Origin of the sequence: Streptomyces sp. SID11385, assembly GCF_010548245.1 — a bacterium.
In the GTDB taxonomy this organism is placed as follows: domain Bacteria; phylum Actinomycetota; class Actinomycetes; order Streptomycetales; family Streptomycetaceae; genus Streptomyces.
This window is the reverse complement of the sequence record NZ_JAAGLR010001185.1, coordinates 1-7,208: the sequence shown is the minus strand read 5'-3', so window position 1 is coordinate 7,208 and position 7,208 is coordinate 1. Positions and strand designations below refer to the sequence as shown.

General features: G+C 75.0%; 6 protein-coding genes and 1 pseudogene. 2 read left to right on the top strand and 5 right to left on the bottom strand.

Going from position 1 to position 7,208, the window contains the following annotated elements; all coding sequences use genetic code 11:
- Both panC and G3I42_RS36525 read right to left on the bottom strand, forming a co-directional pair.
- On the bottom strand, positions 1-809 hold an 809-nt coding region (gene panC, locus G3I42_RS36530), incomplete at its 3' end, for a pantoate--beta-alanine ligase (RefSeq protein ID WP_343244758.1).
- A complete protein-coding gene (locus tag G3I42_RS36525) occupies positions 806-1,750 on the bottom strand; it encodes a DUF2520 domain-containing protein (RefSeq protein ID WP_343244759.1) in 945 nt (314 codons plus the stop codon). The genes panC and G3I42_RS36525, both read right to left, overlap by 4 nt.
- A 326-nt stretch (positions 1,751-2,076) precedes the next feature.
- Here G3I42_RS36525 and G3I42_RS36520 point away from each other — a divergent pair, with 326 nt between their 5' ends.
- Both G3I42_RS36520 and G3I42_RS36515 read left to right on the top strand, forming a co-directional pair.
- Positions 2,077-3,294 (top strand): beta-eliminating lyase-related protein, encoded by a 1,218-nt coding sequence (locus G3I42_RS36520; protein ID WP_164291942.1) that lies wholly within the window; start codon positions 2,077-2,079, stop codon positions 3,292-3,294.
- Between the two features lie 66 nt (positions 3,295-3,360).
- The gene (locus tag G3I42_RS36515) at positions 3,361-4,479 is read left to right on the top strand and encodes a DUF5937 family protein (RefSeq protein ID WP_343244757.1); all 1,119 of its coding nucleotides are present in this window, start codon (positions 3,361-3,363) and stop codon (positions 4,477-4,479) included.
- A gap of 97 nt (positions 4,480-4,576) precedes the next feature.
- On the opposite strand, the gene G3I42_RS36510 is transcribed toward G3I42_RS36515, so the two are convergent.
- From G3I42_RS36510 to G3I42_RS36500, 3 genes and pseudogenes are all read right to left on the bottom strand, one after another.
- The gene (locus G3I42_RS36510; protein WP_164291943.1) at positions 4,577-5,245 is read right to left on the bottom strand and encodes a response regulator transcription factor; all 669 of its coding nucleotides are present in this window, start codon (positions 5,243-5,245) and stop codon (positions 4,577-4,579) included.
- A 405-nt stretch (positions 5,246-5,650) separates the two neighbouring features.
- Positions 5,651-6,841 (bottom strand): sensor histidine kinase, encoded by a 1,191-nt coding sequence (locus G3I42_RS36505; RefSeq protein ID WP_164291940.1) that lies wholly within the window; start codon positions 6,839-6,841, stop codon positions 5,651-5,653.
- Positions 6,842-6,966: 125 nt separating this feature from the next.
- Positions 6,967-7,208, bottom strand: a pseudogene (locus tag G3I42_RS36500) (hypothetical protein); the annotation flags it as partial.

The window sequence follows — 7,208 nt, the reverse complement described above, 5'->3', positions numbered from 1 at the left end:
GCGGCGGCGCGTACGGCCGCGGGGGCCTCGCCGCGCGCGGCGGCGTCCTGGCCCGCGTACAGCGCCCGCGAGAGCGCGAGAGCGCTGCGGCGCTCGTCCGCGGAGAGGTAGCGGTTGCGGCTGGAGCGCGCGAGTCCGTCGCTCTCGCGCGCGGTCGGCACGGCGACGATCTCGATGCCGAAGGCGAGGTCGCGCACCATCCGCCGGACGAGCGCGAGCTGCTGGGCGTCCTTCTGGCCGAAGAGGGCGAGGTCGGGGCGGACGAGGTGGAACATCTTGCCGACGACGGTGAGCATCCCGTCGAAGTGGCCCGGGCGGCTCGCGCCTTCGAGGCGCTCGCCCATGGGGCCCGCGCTGATCCGCACCTCGGGCGCGCCGCCGGGGTAGACCTCGTCGACGGACGGGGCGAGGACGTGGTCGGCGCCCGCGGAGCCGGCGAGGTCGAGGTCGGCTTCGAGCGTGCGCGGGTAGCGGTCGAGGTCTTCGCCCGCGCCGAATTGCAGCGGGTTGACGAAGACGGTGACGACGACCTGCCCCTCGGGCCCGGCGAGGGCGCGGGCCTCGCGGACGAGGGCCGCGTGGCCTTCGTGGAGCGCGCCCATCGTCATGACGAGGGCACGGCGGCCGGTGGGGCGCGGGAGGGCGTGGAGGGAGGCGGCGGTGGTGAGGAGGAAGGGGGGCTCGGCGGCGGGGGTGGCGGGGTTCTCGGCGGGGTTCTCGGCGGAGGGCGGGGTGCCGGGGGCTTGGCCGTCGGGGGTGCCGGTGGCGGGGCCGTCGGGGGTGCCGGTGGGGTGGTGCGGGGTGGTCACTCGGTGCCTCCGGTGGGGTCGGTGGGGCCGGTGTCCTCGGGGCCCGTGTCCTCGGGGCCGGTGCCTCCGGGTGGGTCCGTGCGCGGGTGCGGGGGCTCGGCGAGGACGTCGAGGAGGTCCTCGGCGGGTTCCGGCTTGAGGAGGCCGTGGCTGAGGGCGCGGTCGGCGGTGGCGCGGGCCATGGCGAGGTAGCCGGGGAGCATCTGCGGCGCGTGCGTACGGAGCTGTTCGATGTGCGCGGCGACGGTGCCGGCGTCGCCGCGCGAGACGGGGCCGGTGAGGGCCGCGTCGCCGGAGCGCAGCGCGTTGTCGAGGCTCGCGCCGAGGAGCGGTCCGAGCATGCGGTCGGGCGCGTCGACCCCGGCGGTGCGGAGCAGGTCCATGGCCTGGGCGACGAGGGTGACGAGGTGGTTCGAGCCGAGGGCGAGGGCTGCGTGGTAGAGCGGGCGGGCCTCCTCGGCGATCCACTCGGGTTCGCCGCCCATCTCGATGACGAGCGCCTGCGCGGCGAGCCGCAGTTCCTCGGGCGCGGTGACGCCGAAGGAGCAGCCGGCGAGGCGCTGCACGTCGACGGGTGTCCCGGTGAAGGTCATGACGGGGTGCAGCGCGAGCGGCAGCCCTCCGGCGCGGACGACGGGGTCGAGGACCTTGGTGCCGTACCGCCCCGAGGTGTGCGCGAGGAGCTGCCCGGGGCGGACGGCGCCGGTCTCGACGAGTCCGGCGACGAGACCGGGCAGGGCGTCGTCGGGGACGGTGAGGAGGACGAGCTGGGCGCGCGCGAGGACTTCGTCGGGGGTGACGAGGGGTACGTCGGGCAGGAGGCTCGCGGCGCGTCTGCGCGAGGCGTCGGAGACGCCGGAGACGGCGACGGGGCGGTGCCCGGCGAGGGCGAGCGAGGCGGCGAGCGCGGGGCCGACCCGGCCGGCACCGACGACGCCGATGTCGAGGCGGGCCGGGCGCGAGGCGGGGTCGGGGGGCGCGCTCGGCGTGCTGGGCGCGCCGTGGCGGCTCGGGGGGTTCGTGTCGGTCACTGCGGGGCCTTCCGTTCCAGTCCGCTGCCGGTACCGGACGATTTCTCGTCATGCTAACGCGAAGGCGGGTGGGCGGGGCGGCGGGGCGGAACCGGGGCGGGAAGCAGCGGGCGATTATCGGGTGGTACGACCGCCAACGCCGCCTGTGGATAACTTTGGGCGGTCGTTTTGACGGCTTGCCATGATCTATCCAACGGCCGGAACGAACGAGCGAACGGACGAGAGGAGCGGTGGCGATGGCTGACGCGAAGACGGCGGCGAAGGAGCCCGCGGGGCGCGCCGAGGTGGCGGAGCAGGACGAGGGGGTGGCCCTCCAGCGGCGGCGCAGGGACGCGCAGCGTGCGGCGCGGCGGGCGTTGAGCCGACCGCGGATGCGGGACTCGCTGGGGGAACGGATCGAGGAGCTGGCGCGGCTGGCCGGCACGGTCGCCGACCTGGACGAGCCGGTGGACATCTACGGCGGCGGGATCGTCGCCGAGCTGGAGGAACGGGTCGCGGGGCTGCTCGGTACGGAGGCCGCCGCGTTCTTCCCGAGCGGGACGATGGCGCAGCAGGTTGCCTTGCGCGCCTGGGCGGGGCGGACGGGCAACCCGGTCGTGGCGCTGCACCCGCTGGCGCACCCGGAGGTGCACGAGCGGGACGCGCTCCACACGGTGAGCGGGCTGCGCACGGTGCACCCGACGCGGGCGCCGCGGCTGCCGACGGCGGCGGAGGTGGCGGCGCTGGAGGAGCCGTTCGGGACGCTGATGCTGGAGCTTCCGCTGCGGGACGCCGGTTTCGTCCTGCCGAGCTGGGAGGAACTGGTCGAGGTGGTGGCGGCGGCGCGGGAGCGCGACGCGGTCGTGCACTTCGACGGGGCGCGCCTGTGGGAGACGGAGACACACTTCGGGAAGGACCTGCGGGAGATCGCGGCGCTCGCGGACAGCGTGTACGTGTCCTTCTACAAGTCGCTCGAAGGGCTGGGCGGGGCGGTACTCGCCGGTCCGCAGCAGCTCGTCGACGAGGCGCGGGCCTGGCGGCACCGGTACGGGGGCCAGATCTTCCAGCAGTTCCCGACCGCGCTGAGTGCCTTGATCGGCCTGGAGCGCGAGCTGCCCCGGCTGCCGGAGTACGTGGCGCGGGCGCGCGAGGTGGCGGCGGCGCTGCGGCGCGGCCTGGAGCGGTCCGGCGTGTCCTGGTACCGGCTGCACCCGGAGGTGCCGCACACGCACCAGTTCCAGTTGTGGCTGCCGTATGCGGCGAGGGAGCTGGACGAGGCGGGGATCGCGCAGGCGTGGGAGCGGAGCGAGAGCCTTTTCGGCGCCTGGCACGACCAGCAGGTGCCTGGGACCGCGTTCACGGAGGTGACCGTCAGCGGGGCGGCGCTGGAGTGGCCGGACGAGGACATCGAGGAGGCGGTCGCCGATTTCGTGACGCGGCTGGCGAAGGGGAGCCGAGAGGGGGAACGGGGCTGAGGCTTCGGCCCCGCGGCGGCCTTCGTGGGCTGACGGGAGGTGGCCGGGGCGGGGCACCATGGTGCGGTGAGCGTCATCATCGACATTGCCGGGCTGCCCCACGACCGGGTCCGGGTGAAGCCCTCGCCGCTGGCGGAGCTGGGCATGGCGCTGCACGCCTTCACGGAGTCCCGGCACCATCCACGGCTCGCGGCGTGGGTGACGGCGACCACGGCGCGCCTGGCCCCGCACCTGGCCGACCGGCTGGAGGAGGCGAGGTTCCTGTGGGGTGCGACGTTCTCGGACGTCTTCACGGCCTTCGCGGGGCTGCCCGCGGAGGAGGAGGCGCAGCCGGCCGGGACGCTCGCCGAAGAGCTGGACCTTCTGGACCGGGTGCCGGACGAGGACTTCGTGGCGGCGCTGCTCGAATCGGTGTGCGATCCCTCGTACGGGGCGTACGGAACGCGGATACCGAGTCCGCTGACGGACGTCGTGGTGCGGCGGCGCACGCTGACGCTGGCGGCGGCGCAGGGCCGGCCCCTGGTCGACTTCACGCAGCGGGTCCTCGCCGATCCGGGGTGGGCGCGGGAGTGGTTCCGGGGGCTGATGACGGAGTGCGAGGAGGCGTTCTTCGCCGATACGTGGCGGCGGGTGGGGCCGGGCCTCGCGGCCGACGCGCGGCACACGGCGGAGTTGCTGCGCCGCAAGGGGCTGGGCGCGGCGCTGGCCCATGCCTCGCCGGCGATCACGTACGACGAGGAGACGGCCCGTATCACGGTGGACAAACTCACCGCGGCGCGGACCGCGGCGGCGCGGCAGGGGCTGACCCTGGTGCCCACGCGGCTGGGCAGTCCGCACCTGATGGTGCTGCACCGGCACGGCTGGCAGCCGGTGCTGCACTACCCGGTCGCCCCGCAGGACCCGCCGCCGGGGCCGACGGTGGAGGAGTTGACGCTGAGGATGGAGGCGCTGGCGCACCCGGTGCGGATGCGGATGTGCCGTCTGCTCTCGCGTTCGGCGTACAGCACGATCGGGCTGGCGGAGGCGCACGGGCTGAGCGCCCCGGAGGTCTCGCGGCACCTGGCGGTGCTGAAGCGGGCGGGCCTGGTCACGTCGAGCCGGCGCGGCCGGTACGTGCTGCACGAGCTGGACCTCGAACTCGTGGCGCGGCTGGGGACGGACTTCGTGGGCCACCTGCTGAGGTGAGCGGGATGGCTGGGATGCCTGCCCGCGGGGAGGACCAGAACGGACGAAGGGACGGAGGAGGTGGAGGAGTTGGAGGAGGTGCGCGGGTAGAGGGGGTTCAGGCGCCGGGGCCACCGCCGACGCGGACGATGCCGGTCTCGTAGGCGAGGACGACGACCTGCACGCGGTCGCGCAGGCCGAGCTTGGTGAGGACGCGGCCGACGTGGGTCTTCACGGTGGCCTCGGAGAGGACGAGCCGGGCGGCGATCTCCCCGTTGGACAGGCCCTGTGCCACGAGTCGCATGACTTCCTGCTCGCGGCCGGTGAGCCTGTCGAGTTCGGGGTGGGTGGCGGGACCGGTGCCGGGGAGCATCGGGGCGAAGCGGTCGAGCAGCCGGCGTGTGGTGCTCGGCGCGACCACCGCGTCCCCGCTGTGCACGGCGCGGATCGCGGCGACCAGTTCGCTGGGCGGCACGTCCTTGAGCATGAAGCCGCTGGCGCCCGCGCGCAGGGCGGAGAAGGCGTACTCGTCGAGGTCGAAGGTGGTGAGGATCAGCACGCGCGGCGCATCCGGACGCTCATGAATCCGCCGTGTCGCCTCGACCCCGTCGAGGCGCGGCATCCGCACATCCATCAACACGACATCGGCCTCGACCCGCTCCAGCACCTCAAGCGCCTCCAGCCCGTCTCCCGCCTCGCCGACCACCTCCAGATCCCCCTGCGAGGCCAGCACCATCCGGAACCCGGCCCGGAGCAGAGCTTGGTCATCGACGAGAAGGATGCGGATGGGGGCGGGAAGGCCGGGGGTGCCGGAGGGGGCAGGGCTGGTGCCGGGGGCGGCGGGGTCGGTACCGGGGCTGAGCGGGCGCGAGGCGTTCGGGTCGGGAGCGTTCCGGCCGGCGGCGCTTCCGCCGGGGGTGCCCGGGCCGGGGGTGTTCGGGCCGGGGGTGCTCGGGCCGGGGGTGCTCGGGCCTGGGGGTGGGGTGGGCGGCATGGGGTTCCTTCGGGGACGGAGGCGGAGGTGGGCACCAGGCTCGGGCGGGCGTGCGCGGCGGTGTGGGGTGGGCCGGGCGTGGGTGGGGCGGGGGTAGGAGGGTGGGCCCGGGGTGGGTGGTGAGGGCCCGGGGTGGGCGGTGGGTGGAGGGGTGGGGGCGGGGGGCGGGGGGGAGGGCCCCCAGGGGGAACAGCGGGGTCAGGTTGTTTTGAGGGGGAGCAGCGCGCTGATGCGGAAGCCTCCTCCTGGGCGGGGGCCGGCGTCGAGGGTGCCGCCGACCATGCCGACGCGTTCGCGCATGCCGATGAGGCCGTGGCCGGCGCCGTCGGCGCCGCGGTCGGTGGTGAGTGCGGTGGGGGCGCCGCGGCCGTCGTCCTCGATGAGGAGGCCGAGGCCGTCGTCGAAGTAGACGAGGCGGACGCTGGCGCCGGCGTCGGGTCCGCCGTGTTTCCGGGTGTTGGTGAGGGCTTCCTGCACGATGCGGTACGCGGTGAGTTCGACCCCGCGCGGGAGTTGCCGTACCGCGCCCTCGATGCGGAAGTCGACGGGCAGCCCGGCGCCTCTGACCTGCTCGATCAGCTCGTTCATCTGGTCGACGTCGGGCTGGGGCACGTACTCGCCCGCCTCGCGGGGTTCGCCGGTGCGCAGCACGCCGAGCAGGCGGCGCATCTCGGCGAGGGCCTGTCGGCCGGTGGCGGAGATGGTCTCCAGCGCGGTACGGGCCTGGTCGGGTGAGCCGTCGAGTACGTAGGCGGCGCCGTCGGCCTGGACGACCATGACGGAGACGTTGTGGGCGACGACGTCGTGGAGTTCGCGGGCGATGCGGGCGCGTTCGGCGGCCACGGCGACCTTCGCCTGGGCCTCGCGTTCGCGTTCGAGGCGGGCGGCGCGTTCTTCGAGGTGGGCGAAGTAGGCGCGGCGGGTGCGCAGGGAGTCGCCCATGACCCAGGCCAGGACGAAGGGCACCATCAGGATGCCCGTGAAGAAGATCGCCTCGGAGGTGCCGGCGGTGCGGGTCGGCCAGCGCAGTTCCGCGAGCGGGGCGGCGAGGAAGGCGCCGACGAGGGCGAGGCGCGAGGACCAGCGCGCGCCTTGGGAGGCGGCCGTGTAGACGGCGACGAGGAGCGCGAAGTCGCCGACGAATACCTGTACGCCGAGGGCGAGTTGGGCGACGCCGAGGACGATGGCGAGGAGCAGGACGCGTTCGGGGCTGCGGCGGCGCAGCGCGACGACGCAGCCGAGGCCGAGCAGGACGAGGACGGACAGCGGGATGCTGCGCTGCCCGTGCTGTCCGGCGAAGGTGAGGAGCGTCACCACGACGAGGAGCACGGCCCAGCACGCGTCGACCCACGAGGGGTGTCTGCGGATGAAGTCGTAGAGGCGCTGCACGTTGCCCAGCGTAGGAACGGGGACGAGGGGGAGGGGTCAACCGAAGGGTCGATCCGGGAGCGATCACCGTACTCCCCAAGGTGGAGAAGCGCCCCTCCGCCCGGTCCCCGCCACCCCTCCCCCGGTCACCCCCGCCGCCCCGCGCCCCCACCCCGCGAAGCCCCGCCCCGCGAAGCCCCACCCCCCGAAGCCCCACCCAGCAGCGCCGCCAGCCCCCGCGCGCCCGCCACGTCCCCTGCCGCCTCGCCCGCCCCGAGCCCCACCCCCTGGAGCAGCCACCCGAAGCCGCCCAGCCCCGCCGGGTCGGTCAGTTCGGCCGCTTCCCCGGCTCCCGCCAGGGCCCGGACGTACGCGGCGGGGTCGGTGC